The organism is Streptomyces sp. NPDC038280, from assembly GCF_055600045.1.
Genome location: NZ_JBVJYZ010000003.1, coordinates 276257 through 294445, shown reverse-complemented (window position 1 = coordinate 294445; position 18189 = coordinate 276257). Strand labels below are relative to the sequence as shown.

Genomic DNA, 18189 nt, shown 5'->3' with positions numbered 1-18189 from the left:
GACACCGGGCTCTGGCCGAAAGCTGTCACCGGTCCATAACATCCGCGCATGGACCTGGAGGTACGGCATCTGCGGGTGGTGTGCGCGGTCGCCGAGACGGGCAGCCTCACGCGCGCCGCCGCCTCGCTCGGCATGACCCAACCGGGGCTCAGCACGCAACTGCGCCGCATCGAGACCATGCTGGGCGGGGTCCTGTTCGACCGCAGGCAGGCCGGCGCCCTGCCCACTCCCTTCGGTGAGCTGGTCCTCGCCCGGGCCCGCGCGATCCTGCCGGGCATCGACGAGCTGCTCGCCGACACTGCCCGGGCCGCCCGCCGGACATCGGCCGCCGACCACATCCGGATCGGCTCGGTCGGCGCCCCTCTGCTCGGTCATCTCCTCCTGGCCGTGAAGGAGTCGCTGGCCGGTGCCGAAGTGACCTCACGCTGCCAGTACTCCCCCGCCACCCTGCTCGAGGACCTCGCGGCCGGCCGGCTGGAGGCGGCGGTGCTGGGCGACCACCCGGACCAGGAACTGCCGCCACCCAAGGGGCTGGTGCTTCACCCGGTCGCCACGGAACCGGTGTTCGCCCTGCTGCCCGCCACGCACCCGCTCGCCGCCCAGGAGGAGGTGTCCCTGGCGCAACTCCTGGACGAGGACTGGGCGGTCCCCCGGCCCGACACCGACCGCACCCGCGAATACTGGTCATCCGCCTGTGACAGCCTGGCGGACCGCCGCCCGTGCGCTCCCTACGAAGCGGAGGGGCGCCCCCTGATCGAAATCGTGCGGGCCGGCCTGGCGGTCAGCCTCTGCCAGGCCACCTTCATCGAGGTCCCCGGCGTCGCGGTCCGCCCGCTGGCCGGAAACCCCCTGTGGTACCGCCACATCCTGGCCTGGCACCGGGACGGGCCTCTGGCGGCCCACAGTCGCGAGATCCTGCGCCGCGTCGCGGAGGGACACCGGGACACATGCGCCGCAAGCCCCGCCTACACACGCTGGCGAGCGGCTCGATCCGGCGTGTGAGTCCCTTCCCCGGCGTGGCACGGCTTCCGGCACCTCCACCGGCGCCCGCGCGGGCGGCCGATCAGCCTGCGGGCCCGCTCACGCCACGCCCCGCCGATGCCCGTCAGGAGCCATCAGGTGCCGCAGGGTCCCGGCGGCGCGTACGGCGGCATCGGCACAGCAGTTGTTGAACAGGACGTGCAGCTGGTCGACCTGTTCCGCCAGGGAGCCCAGACGAGGCAGCCATTCCTTCAACTCCTCCTCGGTGTACGTGTGACGGAAGCGGTCCTCCTTGCTTCCGGTCCCCCAGGCGATGCTGCGGCCGTGGAAGCGCACCACCGCGAGCTCTTCGGAGGCGACCGGCGTGACCGGGGGTATGGAGGTCGGCAGCGTCTGGGTCATGTCAACGGCCACGGCGGTGGCGTCCAGGTCCTTCACCAGGGCGGTCGTACGGTCCCGCTGGTCCGCCCGCCACCAGTCCGGGTGCCTGAACTCCACGGCCACGGGCCACTCTGCGGCGCGTTTCCTGGTGCGGTGGAGGAAAGTTTCCGCCCGGGCGCCGGGGGCGAACCACGGAGGGAACTGGAACAGCAGGGTGCCCAACCGGTCCCCCTCCCGCAACGGCCGCAGGGCGCCGCTGAAACGGTGCCAGACCTCGTCGAGGAAGCCCGGATCGCCGCTGCCGTGACCCCGGAGGTCGGCGGGCAGGGCGGCCGCCCGCGTGGGGTGGCCCGTCAGCGCGGAGAACGCCTTGACGTCGAAGCGGAAGCCGGGCGGGGTGCGTTCCACCCACAGCGAGCTGTTCCGCAGGCTGGGGAGCGCGTAGTAGGTCGCGTCGACCTCCACGACGGAGAACCGCTCGGCGTAGTACCGCAGGCGTCCCTCGGCGTCGCGCCGCTCCGGCGGGTACCACCCGCTGCCCACAAGTGCCTTGTCGGTCCAGGAACACGTACCGATCCGAATCTCGCCCATCGCGCCAGTCCCACTCATGGCGCCCGTGTACCCGCTGAGGGCACGGTCAGTTGGACCGCGTGGGAGGGGGTGAGGCTCGTGGCGGCGAGCCCCACCCAGGTCTCGTTACGCGGGACTCGTCAGCGGCGCTCGGGCAGGTCGGCCTCCGCCGGCAGAGCCGAGAACCCGCGCGCCGCGGGCGACGACGGTGCCACGGCGGGCTTCTTGCCGCAGAACGCGGCCTCCAGCGTTCCGCCGAGCGCCGTGTTGGCGGCACCGTGGTTCGAGGTGTTCGCCATCGCGGAGAGGCTACGCCGGCCGTCCCGGGTCGAGAAGGCGTAGGTGTAGAACCCCTGCACGGTGCCGGTGTGACCGTATACCTGCGTGCCGCAGGACAAGTTGTAGCGGCGCAGGCCGAGCCCGTAGAAGCGGGTGTTGGTGGCGTCCGTCGGGGTGACCGTGGTCATGGCGTCGAGCATCGCCGGCGACAGCAGCTTCCCCTTCATCAACGCGGTCATGAACTTGTTCAGATCGGCCTGACTGGAGATGACGGCCCCGGCGGACTGCGCCCAGGACACGGTCTGCTCGGTGGAGTCCACGAGCGGCGCGCCCTCCTCGTCGGGGTGCAGATAGCCGCGTACGTGCAGTCCCTTGATCCGGGTGTCGGGATGCACGTACGACGTGTTCCGCAGCCCCAGCGGCTTGAAGATGCGGCGCTGGTACTCCTTGGCCACCGGCCTGCCGGTGGTCTTCTCGATGAGCATCCCGACCACCACGAAGTTGGCGTTCGAGTACTTGTAGGCCACGCCGGGCTCGGTCGTACGCGGCTCGCTCAGGGAGAGCTTCACCAGCTCCTGATAGCTGAACACGCGGTTCCGTACGGCCTCGAAGCCGGGCACCGTCTGGGCGAACATGGCGTCGGTGTAGTCCGCCAACCCGCTGCGGTGGGTGAGCAGATGGCGCACCGTGATGCGCTCGTCGGGCAGCAGACCGGGCAGGTAGCGGTTCACCGGAGCGTCGAGCTCCACCTTGCCCTCCTGCACGAGCTGAAGGAGCACCACGGTGGAGAAGGTCTTGCTGACGCTGCCGATCCGGAAGCGCGCCCGGGTGTCCATCGCCGCTCCCGAGACGCGGTCGCGGACTCCGACGGCCCGCGTCCGCACGCCACCGGGGCCGTAGTACCGGGCCATGGCGCCCGGTGCGCCGTTGGCCATGGCGGCGTTCAGCGCGGCGGTCACGCCCTCCATGTCCGGGGCGGGAGCGGAAGCGGCGACAGGAGCGGAGGGGGCGGAGGGGCCGGCCGTTGCGGCGAACGCGCTGGTGGCGGGGGCGACACCGCTGGCGAGTGCGGCGACCAACAGCGCGCTCACGGCCAGGCGTCGGTGTGACGACAGGGACACGTTGATTCCTCGACTTCTTCCTCGAGTGGTTCGACACGGCGCACGGTCTGTGCTGAGCCGTGAGGACTCCCCGGAAGGCTCGGCCGCCCTTGCGTGCCGTCCCCCGGACCCATGGATCATGAGTGCCAACGTGCGAGATCGGTTCCTGACACGGGGCGGGGGTTCCGGAGGGCGCCCTTCCGAGGGGTCCGGCGAGTGAGCGACGCCGCGCCGGGATGGAGCGTCGAGGCGAGTAAGTCCGATGGCGCGAGGAGCGTCGAGGTGGAAGCATCCACCGCACGCGCTCCTCGGTGCCGGGACCGGTCCGGGAAGCGCGTGCCGTGGAGTTCGCTCAGTTGACGAAGACCGGCCGGCCGGCCTGCGTCGAGTCCTTCACGGGGGCGTACTTCGCCGTGAAGTAGCCGTTGGCCGGACAGGTGCCCGGGCCGCTGGCCTTGGTGAACAGCTGGTTGGCGAAGGCGACCGAGTTGTCCGCGTTGGACGCGGAAGCGGTCAGGCTGCCGGCCCGGTACACGCAGGTCGTCACGCCCAGGATGGTGTTGATCTTCAGCGTGGTCTGGATGGGTCCGGCGCTGCCAGCCGTCACCGTGAGGCTGCCTCCGGAGCTGACGGCCGTGGCGTACGGGAGGTTGTTGACCGTGATGCTCTGCACCCCGGTCGCCCCGAAGATGTTGGTGGTGCAGTTGGTCAGCGTGTGGGACGTGAGCGTCTCCGTGGCGGTGCCGGGCGCCGCCGGGTTGGCGGTGACGGTGGCCGAGAACGCCGAGGAGTTGCAGGTGATGCCGGTGCTTCCACCGGAGGTGGTGGCGATCTTGGCCGTACTGCCCGAGGTCAGGGAGGCGGTCAGCACGTCGCCGACACCGACGGCCGTGCCACCCGCGCTGCCGGTGGTGAGGACGCTGCCGGCGGCAGTGGCCGAGGACGTGGTCGCCAGTACGGCGGCGAGCGCGGCACCGGCAGTGGCTAAGAGGGCACGCTTGTTCATGGTGGGGGTTCCTTTCGTCCGGCGGTGAGGGTGGGGAGAAGTCGACTCGGCCCGGGTGATGTGGGACGCATCGCCCGGGCAGCGCCCAGCGACGTCCGCCGCTGGAGGCCGACGGGCGTGGGGTGATGACAACGGGGAACGGCTCGCGCGAGGGTCGAGGCAGTGCGCAACCGCCGAGGGGCCGATCCGGCGCCACGGATCAGCGGTAGCGGTGTCGCGGGACACTGATGAGCGTGATACTCGGTGCCGTGCGCGGTGGTTCGGGCCCCGTCCCTGGGAGCCGCACCATCGAACACGTGAGAGGAAAACCCATCAGGGTTGTAAACCTGTCGAGTATGTGACGTCAACAGCCCTGGGAGGATGTGGCCGATGAAGGGTGCTCACCCGGCCGAGGAGAGGCAGATCCTGCCGGGCGCCCGCACGGGCCGCGAGCCGGAACGCTCACTGCGTCCGGGGCCGCGTCGGCTGACGCCCGAACAGGTGGCATCCCGGCAGCGGGACCGGCTGCTGGACGGCGTGGCCCGCACCGTCGCGGCCAATGGCTACGGCGGAGCCCGGATCAGCGACATCTGCCGTGCCGCGGGGGTGACCCGGCCGGTGTTCTACACGCTGTTCACCGGCAAGGAGGACGCGGTACTGGCCGCCTATCACGGCGGCACCCAGGTGGTCGTCCGGGCCATGCAGCAGGCGTACGACACGGCCGGCGGCGCCACGGCCTGGCCGGCGGCCGTGCGGGCAGGGCTGCGGGTGATGCTCGCGCTGCTGTCGGAGACTCCCGCGTTCGCGACCCTGGTCGTCGAGATCGAGTCGATGGGTCCCGCCGGGCGCCGGGCCCGCGCCGCACTTCTGGCCAGATTCCGCCGCTTCTTCGCCGATGCCCCGCCCGCACCGCCCGGGGTGCCGAAGGGGGAACTGGTGGACACCGTCGTCGGGGCCGTACACGCGGCGGTGCACCGCGCGGTCGACGAAGGCCGAACTCGGGAGCTTCCTCAGCTGCTGGGTGTCCTGGTGCACATCGTGGTATCGCCGTTCTCACGGCCGTGACCAGTGCTTACCGTGCCGCAACATCCTTCTACCGCACGGTAGTTGACCGGGCAGTAACGACGGGCGTACGTTCCAGGGAGTTCCCTGCGGCACGGCCGCCTCGGCGTGAGTCGAGGAAGACCCAGGCAGCTTGGGGAACCGTCCGCGCCAGGACATCGCCGCCACAGGTCTGTTTCCTCACTTATGTCAGGAGCACCTCATGGCCCTGTCCGAAGGACCCGCAGGCACCACCTCTTCCTCAGCCGCGGACGACGATGCCGGGCGCAGAGGACGAGTCCGCTACCGTCGCGCCGCCCTGATGGGCGCGCCCGCCTTCGCCCTCGCCGCGACACTCGTCGTCCTCACCGCCCAGGGGGCTCTCGCCGCCCAGTTCGCCATCTCCGGAATGCCGTTCACCGTGACCGCCGACACCCTGGAGGGGCGGGGCTTCGGCCAGTTCGGAGCGCTCGACAACATGGCCGAGGGCAGCCCGAACGCCGGTGACACCGGCGGGCAGGTCCTGGTCATCGTCACCGCGATCCGAGAGGCGAAGCTGACCAACCTGTGCCAGAGCGTGGAGCTCGGCGGCACCTTCCTGCACATCACCGCGGGCAACAAGGGCACATCGGTCAAGGCGTCGGGCCTGACCACCGACTCCACCGAGATCTCCGGCAAGCTGGCCGCGTTCGACAACATCGAGATCGGCGGAGACGCCAGTACCTTCGAGAAACCTCCCGTCAAGGGTCCGCTCGGCGTCTTCGGCCAGCAGGCCGACACCGTCACCATCAAGAACGTACGTCAGACCAACTACGCCACCACCGCCACCCGGTTCACGCTGCCCGACCTGCACATGAGCTTCAGCTCCGAGGGCTGCTGACCATGGCCTCCGGGACGGGCGAGGCGGTCGGCGCGGGCGGGGCGGAAGGCCGGACGAGCCGACCCGACGGGCCTGCCGAACGGGCGGAAGCCGTCCAGTCACCCTCCGGCGGCCGGCGCTCCGGGAGAGCGTTCCGCCGATGGCGTCACCGCCGCCCGTTCGGTGCCGGTCTCGTAATCATCCTCGGCGGCGCGGAGATCCTCCTCACACAGCGGGCGAGCGTCTCCGTGATCCTGACGGCGGGGGCCGACAGTCTGGTGGGCTATGTCCTGCCGGTGGTCATGATCGTGTGCGGGGGACTCATCGTCCTCAACCCACGCCAGCGGCTGTTCTACTCGATCATCGCCGTACTGGCCTCACTCGCGAGCTGGGTCACCTCGAACCTCGGCGGGTTCTTCGTCGGGATGCTCCTCGGGCTCGTGGGCAGCTCGCTGGCCTTCGGCTGGCTCCCCGACCAGCCAGGGCGCCGTCGGCGGTTCCTCGGCGCGCGACGCCGGAAGCCCGCGTAGCGGGTCACGGGACGAGCCCTCGCGGCTCTTCGGTCGGAGCCCCGTCCCGCCCGGGACGGGCTCCGACCACAGCATCCACGGCCGACGCGGCCGGCGAGAACCAAGGCGGCGGCCCCATGACGGGCGGACGGCCGTCACACCCCGAACGGGCCGCGGCGACACACCAGTTCGCCACTACCCGTTGCGACGAACCGCTACCTTCGGCCATGGCCAAGCCTCTACGCTGGGGGACTTCTTGGTGCCAGTCACCACGAACACCCAGGGGGACGCATGCGCTTGACAATGAGTGTGGGAGACGAGCCGGACGAGGAAGAACTCCGCTCCCTGCACGCCTGGTTGACCGCCGACAGGTCGATCCGGCGGACGGCGCTCCCGCAACTCGCCTCGAGGAAGACCCCGGCCGCCGGCCAGCAGTCCGCGGTCGTCGACATCGTCTCCCTCGTGCTGAGCAGCGGCTTCAGCACGGCGTCCCTCGGAGTGAGCCTGGCCACCTGGCGGGCGACGGGCCCGCGGCGGCCGGCCGTCACCGTCGAACGCCCCGACGGTACGAAGGTGACCATCTCCGGAACCGATCCGGAACAGGCACAGCGGCTGCTGCGGCGGCTGATCGACCCCGAGTCCTGAAGAAGTCGCCTATGGCCCTGGACAGGCTTCCGGACCCGTCACGTTCCCGCGCCGTACTCATCGGCGCCAGTCGGTTCACCTCCCTCGAAGATCTCCCCGCCGTGAACGGCAACATGAGCGCCCTCGCCGGACTGCTCGCGTCCCAATGGGGCATGCCGCGGGAGAACTGCAAGGAGCTACTGAACCCCGCCACCCCAGGAGCCGCTTCCAAGCTGGTGCGCGAGTCCGCGGCGGCCGCCACCGACACCCTGCTGGTGTACTACGCCGGACACGGGCTGCTCGGTCCCCGTGGAAGCCTCTACGTGGCGGTACCGGACAGCGATCCGGCATCCGTGTACGACACGGCCGTCCCGTACGAGTGGATCAGGCGTGCGGTGCGGGACAGCCCGGCCGGCCGAAGGATCGTGATCCTCGACTGCTGCTACAGCGCCCGCGCCTTCGGCCCTCAGTCGGGCAAGGTCGTCGATCTCGCGGAAGTCGACGGCACATTCGTCATCGCTGCCGCCGCCGAGACCGCGGTGGCCCTCGCCCCTCCGGGGGATCCGCTCACCGCCTTCACCACGGCACTCACGGACGTCCTGCGCACGGGTGTCGCCGACGCGGCCGAGCTGCTGGATCTGGACACCGTCTACCAGCGCCTGCACGGTCTGCTGATGAGCCGGGGGCGGCCCGAGCCGCAGTCCCTGGACCGCAATCGCGTGGGCCGGATGGCCTTCGCACGCAACGCCGCCTTCACGCCGGCGCCCGTCGTCCCGGCACCCCTGCCGGAATCGGTGCGCATCGGCCTGGACAGCCCGTACCCGGCCATCCGGAAGGGCGCGGTGGCTGCCCTGGGTGAGTGGCTGGCGGGCGGAGATCCGTCCCGCGCCGTCACCGCCCGGAAGACGCTCGCGCAAGTCGCCGATGAGGACACCCCCGCGGTGGCCCAGGCCGCGCGTGCCCTCCTCCTGGCCCATCCCGACGGGGGTGACGGCGGTCCCGACGGGAGTGACAGCGGTCCCGGCACGGACCTGGCTACCGCCCCCGCTCCTGCCCCCGTGCCCGCGCGTCGGCGTCTGCGCCGGCCTCAGCTCCGGCACCTGGTGTCTCTCCGAAGGCGCCTGCGCCGGGGTCCCCGCGCCCGGCTTGCCGCCGTGCTCCTGCCCTTACTCCTGACCGCGGCGGGAAGTGGCCCCCCGGTGGGCGCGGCAAAGGTCGAGCCGGCGTCCGAACCCGAGTACCCCTCGGTGAGGCTCGTGGCCTTCAGCGCCGATGGGAAGACCCTGTTCACCAGCACATACGGCAAAGTATGGCGATGGAACCTTTCCCGCGCGGGCTCGAACACCAAGCCCGAGTCCAGCTCGGAATGTCCCTCTGAGTGCCTGGCGTTCGGCCCCGGTGGAAGGGCCGTCATCGGACTCGACGACTCCGGCGTGCAATTCGGAGACGTGCTGAAAGGCACTATGGGCAGCGATCTTCCGCACATCAGCGACGAGAACGTCAACGCCGCGGCGCTGAGCCTTGATTCCAAGAGGCTCGCCACAGGTGGCGACAACGGCACAGTGCAGCTGTGGAACGCGGAAACCCGGCAGCACCTGACCAACCTCAAGGGCCATGTCGGCGAGGTCATGAGCGTGGCGTTCAGTCCGAACGGAAAGCTGTTCGCGAGCGCGGGAGGGGACGAGAAGGACATCGTCCAGGTCTCCGACCTGACCACGGGAAGAGCGGCCTACAACCTGAAGGTCATGTTTCCGCTCCAGGTGACTTTCAGTCCGGATGGGAAGCTTCTCGCCATCGCCAGCATTGGCAACGAGATTCGGCTGTGGGAAACGGGCACCCTCAAGCCGTACCGCAAACTGGTGGGGCACACCACCTGGGTGAACACCGTAGGTTTCAGCAAGGACGGCCTTCTGCTCAGCGGCGGCCACGACCACACGGTGCGGCTGTGGGATCCCCGATCCGGCAAACAGCTGCGCGTACTCGGTCGTCACACGGACGATGTCCAAGCCGTGGCGTTCAGCCCCGACGGGAAGACCGCCGCGAGCGCGGGGGACGACGGAAGGGCTCGGGTATGGGATGTGGCGACCGGTAGGCAGTTGCACGAGCTGGTTCACCAGGACGAGTAATCGCGCCTGACCTGCTCAACGGATGGAAAATCGCTGGCAGGTTCGGGCCCTCACGGACGACCATGCGACCCATGAGCGACCAACCCGCACGATGGACCCAGGCAAGCGTCTACCCCGACATGTGGGCCGACCCGGACGACGACCCCCGCAACAGCGGAGGAAACAGTCCGGACGGCGAGCTGGCGACGCTGCTGGACTTCCTGACGGACTACCGCATGACCCTGCGGATGAAGTGCGAGGGCCTGGACGCGGAGCAACTGGCCCGTCGGTCGGTTCCGCCGTCGACGATGTCGCTGCTCGGCCTGCTTCGGCACCTCGTCGAAGTGGAGCGGGACTGGCAGAACTGGATCAGTGACGGTGATCCGCTACCGAAGCTGTACGGCGAGAATGACGGGGACTTCGAAGGAGCTGTCGCCGACCAGGCCGTGGTCGACGCCGCGTACTCCGCTCTGGCGCGCGAGCAGGCCGCGACCGACGCCGCGCTGGCCGAGCACCCGGATCTGAGCGAGCGCCTGGGCAAGGAGGGGATCGCGGTGCGGGAGTTGATGGTGCACAGGATCGAGGAGTACGCCCGTCACTGCGGGCACGCCGACCTGTTGCGCGAGTGCATCGACGGACGGGTGGGCCAGTAACGAGATCCGGCGGCCGCACCGGCCGCCGGAGGCGCACGCAGGAGCGCGGTGGACGACCGTTCGACTCGGATGCTCCTCACCATCCAGCCGGACCCGTACCGCACGGTCTGTTGACCTGCCTACTCCGGATGGCTGCCGGGCGCGGGCTCCCGGGTCGCGGGAGCCGTGGCGCGGCTCAATAGTGAGTCGTGAGCAGCCTGCGGCGTGCGCTCCGCCGATCCGAGCCCGGATGGGGCCCGCTAACGGACCTGAGCCGACGAGCGGACGGTGCGGCCGAGCGTCACTCCTGCCGGCACCGGCACCGGCACCGGCACCGGACTGTGAGGGCTGAGATGGACAACAGGCTCCAATCGAAGGTCGCCCTGGTGACCGGCGGCGCCACCGGCATCGGGCTCGCCACGGTTCGGCGGCTGCTGGCCGAGGGCTGCAGCGTCATGATGGCGTCCAGAAACCGGGAACGGGGCGAGGACGTCGTTGCCGGTCTCGGCGGCGCGCGAGCCGCGTTCCACCACATGGACGTGACCGAGGAGCCCTCGGTCGAGGCGGTCGTCGAGGCCACCGTCCAACGCTTCGGGCGTCTGGACTTCCTCTTCAACAACGCCGGGATCGAGGGCACTGCGGGGCCGATGGCCGCCTGGTCCGCCGACGTCGTCGATGCGGTGCTGGACGTGAACGTCAAAGGCGCGTTCCTGTGTATGAAACACGCCGCGCCACGCATGGCGTCCGGGTCGGTGATCGTGAACAGCAGCTCCTGGCTCGGGATGATTCCCATGCCTGGCGCCGCACCCTACGCGGCCAGCAAGGCTGCCCTGGTGAGCCTCGCCCGTTCGGCGGCCGCCGAACTTGCCGAGCAGGGGATCTCGGTCTTCGCCATCTGTCCGGCCGTTGTCGACACCCCCATGATCGACCGTATCTCGCAGATGGCAGGCGCCCCCAAGACAGCACTCGCCGAGATGATCTGTCCGAGCCGACAGGTCACCTCGCCCGACCGAGTGGCGGAGGTCGTCGTCGGCCTACTGGCATCCGATACGCCCTTCGAAAGCGGATCAGCCCTGCGCATCGATCCGAACGAGGTCGAGCGAATCGGGCCGTGACGCGAGCGCGTGCGGGCATCGGAGTACTGCCCCGCGGTCAGCCTCCCCCCGCGGGGAACACCCTCCGGAACCGAGGCCCCGGGAGGGCTCGTGTGGCCTCGTCAACGGGGGGACGTGGTCCGGCCCGTCGGCGGGGCGGCCGCGGGACGGCGGGTCGTGCACAGCAGGGGCGCCCAGGCAGCGGTGCCCTCGAAGTCGCCGCCCCCCGTGGGAAGGACGTCCACGACGACGCGGTCGGGGCGCAGCAGCGCCGCGTCCGCACGGCCTCGGCGCAACCAGGCGGCGAGAGTGCCGTCGTCGCCGACCTCCCGCACATCCACCACCCGGGCTCCGAGTCCCGCTGCGAGCGCGCGCAGCGAAGGCGTGAGGGGTACGGCGGTCAGGACGGCGAAGGAATCGCCGAGGATGTCGTCCAGACGGACCCGTCTCCCGCCCGCTGTGACCCAGGGCTGCGGACAGAGCGTGCCTCCCAGGCGACTGCGCCGTACCAGTGGGCCGGGGGACAGCGCACGGCTGAGGTCGCGGCCCGCCAGACGCGTCACGCCGGGTATCCGGCAGGCCGCGCCCACGGCCGTGCGGCGCAGTGCGGCGGCGCCGTCCTGGCCACCGGTCATGGCCCAGCCGGTCGCGACCGCGAGGCGGATCACCTGACGTGCGTGCGGCTTGCGTTCGCTCTCGTAGTTGTCCAACAGGCCCTCATTGGCGCCCTGTTGGAGGACGCGGGCCAGCTTCCAGGTCAGGTTGTAGGCGTCGCGCAGACCTGAGCAGAGCCCCTGCCCCACGAACGGCGGGGTGAGGTGCGCGGCGTCGCCGAGCAGGAAGATCCGGCCCCGGCGCCAGCGGTCGGCGACACGGGCCCGGAACGTGTACCTGGCCTGCCGGATCACGTGGAAGTCGCCGTGTGAGGTGTCCACCCAAGGGGCGACCAGTTCACGCAGTCGCTCGTCATCGAGCTCCTCCGTCTCCCGCAGCCGGAACTCCCAGCGGTAGCGGTCCTCGCCGATGCGCATGAAGGTGGCCGGCCGGTACGGATCGCAGACCTGGTCGACGCCCTCCCAGCAACGGACCGGCGCGCTGGTGCGCACGTCGACGACGGTCCAGTGCTCCTCGAAGCGCAGGTCCTCCCACATGGCGCCGATGGCATCGCGGGTGCGGCTGCCCGCGCCGTCGCAGCCGAGGACCGCGTCAGCCGACAGCACGTGCTCACCGTCGTCGTCGCGGTAGGTCACACGGGCGGGGCCGCCGGCGTCCTGCTCGACGCCGGTCACTTCGACCCCGCCCCGCAGCTCGCACTCAGGACGCCGGGCCAGAGCAGCGCGAAGCAGCCGCTCCAGCTCGGGTTGGTCGAACATGCTGGTCTCGGGGAAGCCGTGGTGTCCCTGCGGGGAGCGCTGGAATTCGGCGAACACGCGATGCCGGGCGTCGAGCAGCCGCAGGCCCTTGGCGGCTCGGGTGACCGCGGCGAACTCCTCGTGGACTCCCGCGGCTTGGAGGATCCGGCGCGCCTCGTCGTCCATGGCGACGGCACGCGGCAGGGGGTACACGTCCCGGTGGCGTTCGAGGACGACGGTACGGACTCCGCGGCGGGCGAGGAGGAGGGCGGCGGCGACCCCGACGGGTCCGGCTCCGATGATCACGACGGGTACCCGCTGCGCGGACTCGGACGCAGTGTTCCGTGGTGCCGTGGTCACGGGCGGCCCACCTCTCGGATCGGTTCGGGGCCGGAGACGGGCGTGCGCTGGCGGCCCAGGTCGATCCGTCCGTCCGGCGTGGCGATGGTCGCGGTCACGACATCGCCCTCGTGGAGGTAGTGCGGGTTCTTGGCCTGGCTCTTGAAGAACGCCCTCCACTTCACGGCGGGCGGGAGCAGTCCGGCGATCTTCTCGACCGGCTTGGGCGGGGCCTTCAGGGCCGTGCCGCCGGGGGTGCCGGTCAGCAGCAGGTCACCCGCGTCGAGCCGCTGGAACCGGGCGAGCAGGGTCAGCGCCTGAGCCGGTCGGACGATCATGTCGGCCACCGTGCGGTCCTGGCGCAGCTCCCCGTTGACCGACAACGTCAGCCGCAGGTCGAGGAAATGGACGAAGTCCTCCGGCTCCAGCAGGGCCAGGTAGGGCCCGGTCGGCGTGAAGGTCGGGTAGGACTTGCTCTCGTAGAACTGCGTCCTGGTCAGCTGGATGTCGCGGGCGCTGACGTCATTGGTGATGACGAGCCCGGCGACGTACGAGGGCAGGTCCTGCTCCCCGACGACGGTGCCGACGGGCAGCGACGCGCCCATGACCAGGCCGAGTTCGATCTCGTAGTCCAGGAACTTCACGTGGGGCGGACGGACGAGGAAGTCGGCCGCTCCGGTGACCGAGCCGGACGCCTTGCGGAAGAAGGCGGGCGGGATGTCACCGGTGAAGCCGGAATCGCGGGCGTGACTACGGTAGTTGACCATCTGCGCCACCACCCGGCAGGGCGTGGTCACCGGGGAGAGCGCGACCAGATCGGCGACGGGCGTACCCGTCTGCGTGGAGACGGCGGCCTCCCGCACGGCGCCCCGGTCGGTGAGAAGGCCGGCGGTGGTGACGGCCTTGGTGTCGACGGGTACGGCGCGCTCCTCGCGCACCACCCACCAGCCGTCCGCGGTGCGCAGGACATTGGTGCTCATGAGTTCATCGCTTTCATCAGGCCCAGCAGTCGGGCGGGATCGAGTTCGTTCTCGCCGCGCAGGGCCTTCACGACCTCGCGGACCTTGGCGGGGGACGGACGGGCGCCGAGGAAGTCGCGGGTGACCGGCGGCCCCCACTGGGCCAGGCCGCTCGCCGACATCGGCGCCCAGCCCGGCTCGACGTCGCTGGAGAAGAGGTCGCCGTCCGCGAAGTGCTCCAGCATGAAGCGGTCCGTGTCACGCCAGTAGTCGAAGAGCTGGCTGCCCTGGAGGTGCCGGCCGATCCCCCAGCTGCGCTCGTAGCCCCGCTCGCCCAGGTACGCGCCGCCGGCGGCGATCGCGTCGAGATCGGTGACCTGGTAGGCGGAGTGGACGTAGCCGGTGCCCGGCCCCAGGTGCATGGCCAGGGTGTGGTGGTCGACGGCCGAGGCGCCCTGGTCGCAGCGGATGAACGCCATCGTCGGGCCGCGCTCGCGCTGCCCGTCCAGGAACAGGAAGTCGGACACGATCATGCCGAGCGTGTCGAGGTACCAGTCCAGGGCGCGGGCGAAGACCCGGGTCTCCAGCACCACATGTCCCAGGCGCTGGATGCGGGACGGCTCGCGCGGCGGGCGCTGCACGGCGTTCGTACGACGGTGATCCGTGCCGGAGTTCAGCACCAGCGGCTGCTGTTCCGGCAGCGCCGGCAGCGGTTCACCGCAGTGCACGACCCGGACCGGAAAGCCCGAGGGGTCGAGCAGGTCGATCACACGGCCCCCGCCGGGGACGTCGGCGTCGCGTACGGACGTGCCGGTGGAGCGTGCCAGGCGGTCGAGGTCGGCCCGCTCGGCCGCGCGGAACGCAGGGCCGACGAAGCGGGACGTACGCCCCCTGCGGATCACCATGCAGGGCGAGCCGGCGAAGGTGCCTCGCAGCCACAGCTCCCGCTCGGTGCGGGAGACGATTCCGAACCCGAAGTCGCGGGCGAAGACCTCGGCCCGGGCCAGATCTGGTTTCTCGAACTCCAGCCAGGCCAGGTCCGCCACCTTGATCACGGGATTCCGCGACCGGCCCGGGTGCTCACCGCGCAGGGCGCCCTGGTCACTGTGAAGGTCCTGGTGAGGCGTGGCGACGGCGATACCGTCGCGGGTTTCAGACATGTGCCCTCCGAGCGACAGTGCCGTCAATGACGAAATCATCAACTTTGATGGCCGCACGGTCAAGGGCTCCCCGGGCTAATTGATGGAATCATCAGAACTGCGATCCGCGTCGTCCCCGCGTCTAGACTCTTCGCATGCCTACGTCAGCCCCGCCCAGCAACCGGTTCGAGCGGCGTCGCGCCGAGACCCGCCAGGCGCTCGTCCGCGCGGCCCGGCAGATCCTCGCCGAGACGGGGGACACCAGCGCCAGCATCCAAGCCATCGCGGAGCGCGCGGACGTCGGCTTCGGCTCCTTCTACAACCACTTCGAGTCGAAGACGGAGCTGTTCGACGCGGCGGTGACGGACGCGCTGGAGGAGTTCGGCCAGGCCTTCGACACGCTCCTCGGCGGGATCGACGACCCGGCGGAACTCTTGGCGGCAGGCTTCCGGCTGAGCGCCCGGATGGCGGACTCCCATCCGGAACTCATGCAGGTACTGCGCCACCGCGGACTCGGCCACATCCACGCCGACCGGGGCCTCGCTCCCCGGGCACGGCGCGATCTGGACGTCGGCGTCGCCTCCGGCCGCTTCGCTCCGATCGACCGGACCGTGGCCCTGTCGGCGCTCGGCGGGGCGCTGCTGTCCTTGGTGGAGCTGAGGTTCGCCCGCCCCGACCTGGACGGCGACGAGGCGGCGGCGAACCTGGCCGAGATGGTCCTGCGCATGCTGGGCGTTCCACCGGACGATGCCCGCGAGGTCGCCCGGCGCCCGCTGCCCGACCTCGATTGACGAGGCCGGGACCGCCCCTGGATCCGCGCCGAAGGAGGTGTCCCCAGTGCGTCGGCCTGCGCGCGTTCCGGCGATGCGCTCGCGCCGGCGCGGCGTAACGTCGTCCTTGTGGACTTCACTGCGGAGAGTCTGGTGTCCCGTGCCGCGCGTGAGGTCAGCCTGCGAGCTGATCAGCTGATCCATGACGTGCAGCAGTCCCTGCGGCGTGGGGTCCCCGCAGTGGGGGAAGACTCGGACATCACCCGCATGACAGCGGAGAACATCGCCGAGCATGTGCTCGCCGCCCTGGCCGGACTCGAACGCGGCATCGAGCCGAGCCGGGTCGAGACGCCGGCCGCCGCCCTGGAGCGCGCGCGTCGGCTCGCTCGGCACGGGACGCCCGTCAGCGTGATGCTGCGGGCCTTCCGGATCGCGCAGGGGGTCATCGTCGACCGGGTGCTCCAGGAGATGCCCCGGCTGACCAGCGATGCCGAACTGATCAGCGTGGCCGCGCGCGAGCTGACCGCGACGGCTGCCGGGTACGTCGACAGCATGTCGGAGCACGGCTTGGTGGCCTACCAGAAGGAGCGGGACCGGCGGCTGCAGTGGCGGCTGTCGATCGTGAACGAGGCGAGCATGCGCATCGGCACCACGCTGGACATCGCCCGCACCACCCAGGAGCTGGCGGACCTCGCCGCCGCGCACTTCGCCGACCTCGTCACCGTCGACCTGCTCGACTCGGCGCTCCGCGGCGAGGGCGCCCCGGGGGACGGCACGCCCGTCGACGACTCCTCGGTAGAGGGCGCCCCGCTGGACAGCGCCCAGGCGGACGGCACCGCGGTCGACGGCTCCTCGGTGGACGGTCCTCTCGTCCTTCGGCGGGCCGCCCGGCGGTCAGCGGTGGACGACGACTCGGAAACGGCGATCCGGCCGCAGCAGCTCCACACCTTTCCCGGCGGTTCCCCGCCGGCTCTCGCACTGCTCACCGGTCAGCCCTCCCGGCACCACTTCGACGGCGGTTCGGCTGCGCCCCCGAATGGGGGCCGCACCGCCGACACCGACCGGATCCACTCGACCCTGGTGGTGCCGCTGCGCGCCAGGGGCCGCACCCTGGGCGTCGCGCAGTTCATCCGCCACCGCACCCCCGACCTCTTCGACGACGAGGATCTGCTCCTCGCCCAGGAGATCGCCGCCAGGGCGGCGGTCGCCGTCGACAACGCCCGCCGGTACACGCACGCACGAGCCGCCGCCCTCACCCTGCAACGCAGTCTGCTCCCCCAGCACACCGCGGAGCAGTCGGCCGTGGAGGTCGCCTGCCGTTATCTGCCCGCCGGCGGCGAGGCCGGTGTGGGCGGCGACTGGTACGACGTCATCCCGCTGTCCGGCGCCCGGGTCGCCCTCGTCGTGGGAGACGTGGTCGGCCACGGCATCCACGCCGCCGCCACCATGGGCCGGCTGCGGACCGCCGTACGCACCCTCGCCGACATCGACCTGCCCCCCGAAGAACTCCTCACGTACCTCGACGACGTCGTCATCCGCCTGTCCGCCGAAGCCTCCGCCGCCCCCGATCCGGATGCCGCCGGGAACATCGGTGCCACCTGCCTGTACGCCGTCTACGACCCCGTCTCCCGCCGGTGCGCCCTCGCCCGAGCGGGGCATGTGCTACCCGCCGTGGCCACCCGGAACGGAACGGTGGACCTCCTCGACCTGCCCCCGGGCCCGCCGCTGGGCCTGGGCGGCCTGCCGTTCGAAGCGGCGGAGGTGGACCTGCCCGAAGGCAGCCTCCTCGCCCTCTACACCGACGGCCTGATCGCGGCCCGCGGACACGACGTCGACGCCGCTCTCGCCCTGTTGCGCGAGGCCCTGGCCCGGCCCGCCGCCTCCCTGGAAGCCGCCTGCGACACCGTACTCGCCGCTCTGCTGCCGGCCCGGCCGGACGACGACGTCGCCCTCCTCCTGGCCCGCACCCACGCCCTCGGCGCCGACCAGGTCGCCACCTGGGACCTGGACGCCGACCCCGCCGCCGTCTCCCGGGCCCGGGCGAGCGTTTCCGCGCAACTCAGCACCTGGGGGCTGCGGGAGATCGATTTCACCGCCGAACTGGTGGTCAGCGAACTGGTCACCAATGCCATCCGCTATGGCCGACCCCCCATCCGCCTGCGCCTCATCCGTGACCGCACCCTCATGTGCGAGGTCTCCGACACCAGCAGCACCACCCCCCACCTGCGCCGGGCCCGCGTCTACGACGAGGGCGGCCGCGGCCTGCTCCTGGTCGCCCAGCTCTCCGAGCGCTGGGGAACGCGCCACGCCCGACACGGCAAGACGGTCTGGGCCGAGTTGAACCAATCCGCCGAGTCCCCGGCAGGGGACCCCATGGAGCCGTAGCCCCGCTCCCCGATGACCCGTCCTGCGCCGTGGCGGATCTCGACGCCGCTCCCCCGGCGGCCGGACATCCGGACTCCGAGGCGTC

Annotated in this window: 16 protein-coding genes; 10 read left to right on the top strand and 6 right to left on the bottom strand. The window is 71.0% G+C overall.

Annotated features, from left to right (window positions below):
- The first annotated feature begins 48 nt into the window (after positions 1 to 48).
- Positions 49 to 1002, top strand: a complete 954-nt coding sequence (locus ACZ7J0_RS09680) for a LysR family transcriptional regulator (protein WP_470885644.1) — start codon at positions 49 to 51, stop codon at positions 1000 to 1002.
- Positions 1003 to 1080: 78 nt separating this feature from the next.
- Here the strand turns inward: ACZ7J0_RS09680 and ACZ7J0_RS09675 are convergent, their stop codons facing one another.
- From ACZ7J0_RS09675 to ACZ7J0_RS09665, 3 genes are all read right to left on the bottom strand, one after another.
- Positions 1081 to 1953, bottom strand: a complete 873-nt coding sequence (locus ACZ7J0_RS09675; RefSeq protein WP_470886045.1) for a DUF72 domain-containing protein — start codon at positions 1951 to 1953, stop codon at positions 1081 to 1083.
- A 119-nt stretch (positions 1954 to 2072) separates the two neighbouring features.
- Positions 2073 to 3332: a serine hydrolase domain-containing protein gene (locus ACZ7J0_RS09670; RefSeq protein ID WP_470885642.1), complete on the bottom strand. Its 1260-nt coding sequence runs from the start codon at positions 3330 to 3332 to the stop codon at positions 2073 to 2075.
- 331 nt (positions 3333 to 3663) lie between these two features.
- On the bottom strand, positions 3664 to 4317 hold the full coding sequence (locus tag ACZ7J0_RS09665; RefSeq protein WP_470885640.1) for a Tat pathway signal sequence domain protein: 654 nt from the start codon (positions 4315 to 4317) through the stop codon (positions 3664 to 3666).
- Between the two features lie 369 nt (positions 4318 to 4686).
- Here ACZ7J0_RS09665 and ACZ7J0_RS09660 point away from each other — a divergent pair, with 369 nt between their 5' ends.
- The 7 genes from ACZ7J0_RS09660 to ACZ7J0_RS09630 all read left to right on the top strand — a co-directional run bounded on the left by ACZ7J0_RS09660 (position 4687) and on the right by ACZ7J0_RS09630 (position 11181).
- Positions 4687 to 5361 carry a TetR/AcrR family transcriptional regulator gene (locus ACZ7J0_RS09660; RefSeq protein ID WP_470885638.1) on the top strand — a complete coding sequence of 225 codons (675 nt, stop codon included), beginning with the start codon at positions 4687 to 4689 and terminating at the stop codon, positions 5359 to 5361.
- Between the two features lie 199 nt (positions 5362 to 5560).
- The gene (locus tag ACZ7J0_RS09655) at positions 5561 to 6217 is read left to right on the top strand and encodes a DUF6230 family protein (protein WP_470885636.1); all 657 of its coding nucleotides are present in this window, start codon (positions 5561 to 5563) and stop codon (positions 6215 to 6217) included.
- Positions 6218 to 6219: 2 nt separating this feature from the next.
- Positions 6220 to 6726: a DUF6114 domain-containing protein gene (locus ACZ7J0_RS09650; RefSeq protein WP_470885634.1), complete on the top strand. Its 507-nt coding sequence runs from the start codon at positions 6220 to 6222 to the stop codon at positions 6724 to 6726.
- Positions 6727 to 6996: 270 nt separating this feature from the next.
- Positions 6997 to 7350, top strand: a complete 354-nt coding sequence (locus ACZ7J0_RS09645) for an effector-associated constant component EACC1 (protein ID WP_470885632.1) — start codon at positions 6997 to 6999, stop codon at positions 7348 to 7350.
- A gap of 11 nt (positions 7351 to 7361) precedes the next feature.
- Positions 7362 to 9455, top strand: coding sequence for a caspase, EACC1-associated type (locus tag ACZ7J0_RS09640; protein WP_470885630.1), 2094 nt, complete (start codon positions 7362 to 7364; stop codon positions 9453 to 9455).
- A 62-nt stretch (positions 9456 to 9517) separates the two neighbouring features.
- Positions 9518 to 10087 carry a DinB family protein gene (locus tag ACZ7J0_RS09635; protein ID WP_470885628.1) on the top strand — a complete coding sequence of 190 codons (570 nt, stop codon included), beginning with the start codon at positions 9518 to 9520 and terminating at the stop codon, positions 10085 to 10087.
- Positions 10088 to 10419: 332 nt separating this feature from the next.
- Positions 10420 to 11181 carry an SDR family NAD(P)-dependent oxidoreductase gene (locus tag ACZ7J0_RS09630; protein WP_470885626.1) on the top strand — a complete coding sequence of 254 codons (762 nt, stop codon included), beginning with the start codon at positions 10420 to 10422 and terminating at the stop codon, positions 11179 to 11181.
- 101 nt (positions 11182 to 11282) lie between these two features.
- On the opposite strand, the gene mhpA is transcribed toward ACZ7J0_RS09630, so the two are convergent.
- From mhpA to ACZ7J0_RS09615, 3 genes are read right to left on the bottom strand one after another with little or no spacing between them, the layout of a single operon-like run.
- Positions 11283 to 12872 (bottom strand): bifunctional 3-(3-hydroxy-phenyl)propionate/3-hydroxycinnamic acid hydroxylase MhpA, encoded by a 1590-nt coding sequence (gene mhpA, locus ACZ7J0_RS09625; protein WP_470885624.1) that lies wholly within the window; start codon positions 12870 to 12872, stop codon positions 11283 to 11285.
- The gene (locus ACZ7J0_RS09620; protein WP_470885622.1) at positions 12869 to 13831 is read right to left on the bottom strand and encodes a fumarylacetoacetate hydrolase family protein; all 963 of its coding nucleotides are present in this window, start codon (positions 13829 to 13831) and stop codon (positions 12869 to 12871) included. Before ACZ7J0_RS09620 ends, mhpA begins: the two co-directional genes overlap by 4 nt.
- Positions 13828 to 14970 (bottom strand): VOC family protein, encoded by a 1143-nt coding sequence (locus tag ACZ7J0_RS09615; protein WP_470885620.1) that lies wholly within the window; start codon positions 14968 to 14970, stop codon positions 13828 to 13830. The genes ACZ7J0_RS09620 and ACZ7J0_RS09615 overlap by 4 nt, the downstream gene beginning before the upstream one ends.
- Before the next feature lie 134 nt (positions 14971 to 15104).
- On the opposite strand from ACZ7J0_RS09615, the gene ACZ7J0_RS09610 reads away from it, so the two are divergent.
- A complete protein-coding gene (locus ACZ7J0_RS09610; protein ID WP_470885617.1) occupies positions 15105 to 15740 on the top strand; it encodes a TetR/AcrR family transcriptional regulator in 636 nt (211 codons plus the stop codon).
- A gap of 108 nt (positions 15741 to 15848) precedes the next feature.
- Complete coding sequence (locus tag ACZ7J0_RS09605) at positions 15849 to 18104, top strand: ATP-binding SpoIIE family protein phosphatase (protein WP_470885615.1); 2256 nt, start codon at positions 15849 to 15851, stop codon at positions 18102 to 18104.
- The last annotated feature ends 85 nt before the right edge of the window (positions 18105 to 18189 follow it).

Bases quoted from the DNA above. Each gene is read 5' to 3' on its own strand.
- ACZ7J0_RS09680 (WP_470885644.1), top strand. From the start codon at position 49: ATGGACCTGGAGGTACGGCATCTGCGGGTGGTGTGCGCGGTCGCCGAG.
- ACZ7J0_RS09675 (WP_470886045.1), bottom strand. From the start codon at position 1,953: ATGGGCGAGATTCGGATCGGTACGTGTTCCTGGACCGACAAGGCACTT.
- ACZ7J0_RS09665 (WP_470885640.1), bottom strand. From the start codon at position 4,317: ATGAACAAGCGTGCCCTCTTAGCCACTGCCGGTGCCGCGCTCGCCGCC.
- ACZ7J0_RS09660 (WP_470885638.1), top strand. From the start codon at position 4,687: ATGAAGGGTGCTCACCCGGCCGAGGAGAGGCAGATCCTGCCGGGCGCC.
- ACZ7J0_RS09655 (WP_470885636.1), top strand. From the start codon at position 5,561: ATGGCCCTGTCCGAAGGACCCGCAGGCACCACCTCTTCCTCAGCCGCG.
- ACZ7J0_RS09650 (WP_470885634.1), top strand. From the start codon at position 6,220: ATGGCCTCCGGGACGGGCGAGGCGGTCGGCGCGGGCGGGGCGGAAGGC.
- ACZ7J0_RS09645 (WP_470885632.1), top strand. From the start codon at position 6,997: ATGCGCTTGACAATGAGTGTGGGAGACGAGCCGGACGAGGAAGAACTC.
- ACZ7J0_RS09640 (WP_470885630.1), top strand. From the start codon at position 7,362: ATGGCCCTGGACAGGCTTCCGGACCCGTCACGTTCCCGCGCCGTACTC.
- ACZ7J0_RS09635 (WP_470885628.1), top strand. From the start codon at position 9,518: ATGCGACCCATGAGCGACCAACCCGCACGATGGACCCAGGCAAGCGTC.
- ACZ7J0_RS09630 (WP_470885626.1), top strand. From the start codon at position 10,420: ATGGACAACAGGCTCCAATCGAAGGTCGCCCTGGTGACCGGCGGCGCC.
- ACZ7J0_RS09620 (WP_470885622.1), bottom strand. From the start codon at position 13,831: ATGAGCACCAATGTCCTGCGCACCGCGGACGGCTGGTGGGTGGTGCGC.
- ACZ7J0_RS09615 (WP_470885620.1), bottom strand. From the start codon at position 14,970: ATGTCTGAAACCCGCGACGGTATCGCCGTCGCCACGCCTCACCAGGAC.
- ACZ7J0_RS09610 (WP_470885617.1), top strand. From the start codon at position 15,105: ATGCCTACGTCAGCCCCGCCCAGCAACCGGTTCGAGCGGCGTCGCGCC.